The 599-nt window shown below is 40.7% G+C and carries 1 pseudogene; it reads left to right on the top strand.

Going from position 1 to position 599, the window contains the following annotated elements:
* Positions 1 to 85: 85 nt before the first annotated feature.
* Positions 86 to 599, top strand: a pseudogene (locus ACS8FC_RS19135) (hypothetical protein); the annotation flags it as partial.

Below are 599 nucleotides of genomic sequence, written 5' to 3'. Positions count from 1 at the left end.
CAGTAGACAAATTTTGTTTACTGCTCTTTTTTCGTATATGATGCTATTTTTTAGATTGAATAATTGATAAGGCATTGGAGTTGTTATGACTGGTTTGGTTTGTCCTCATTGTGACGCCGCGTTTGAGTCAGATAAACGTGTAGTAAGAGCTGAAGTAACAGAGTGCAAACTCTGCCAGCAGAAATTTGTAGTAACGCAAAATACTTTAAAGTCTTATAAGGAAGCTGTGCCAGAACAGAAACAACCATTACCGTCTCCGCCCTCAGAAGAAAAACCCTCTAAAATAAATTGTCCTCACTGTTCAACAGAACTACAAGGGCAAATCTCGACTGGTCAGATTGTGGAATGTTCTCAATGTCATAAACAGTTTGAAGCGACGCCTGAGCGTTTAAATAGCACGACGCCTGTGCTTGCTAAAGCGACTGCATCAACTAATGACGCGGCAAGTCGAAAGTCTAAGTCCAAGTTAGGCATGTTGGCTCTTATTTTTCTAGGTTTGGTAGTGATTTTTCCGTTTATTACACCTGATAGCGGTAATAGTAATCCTGTTGATGCTGATAAAGCTACCACTGCTGCGGAAACCACCATAGATCCTAACG

The sequence above is a fragment of the Psychrobacter sp. 1Y4 genome (genome assembly GCF_051847555.1).
Note: the sequence above shows the minus strand (reverse complement) of the source record. Positions and strands in the feature narration are given on the sequence as shown.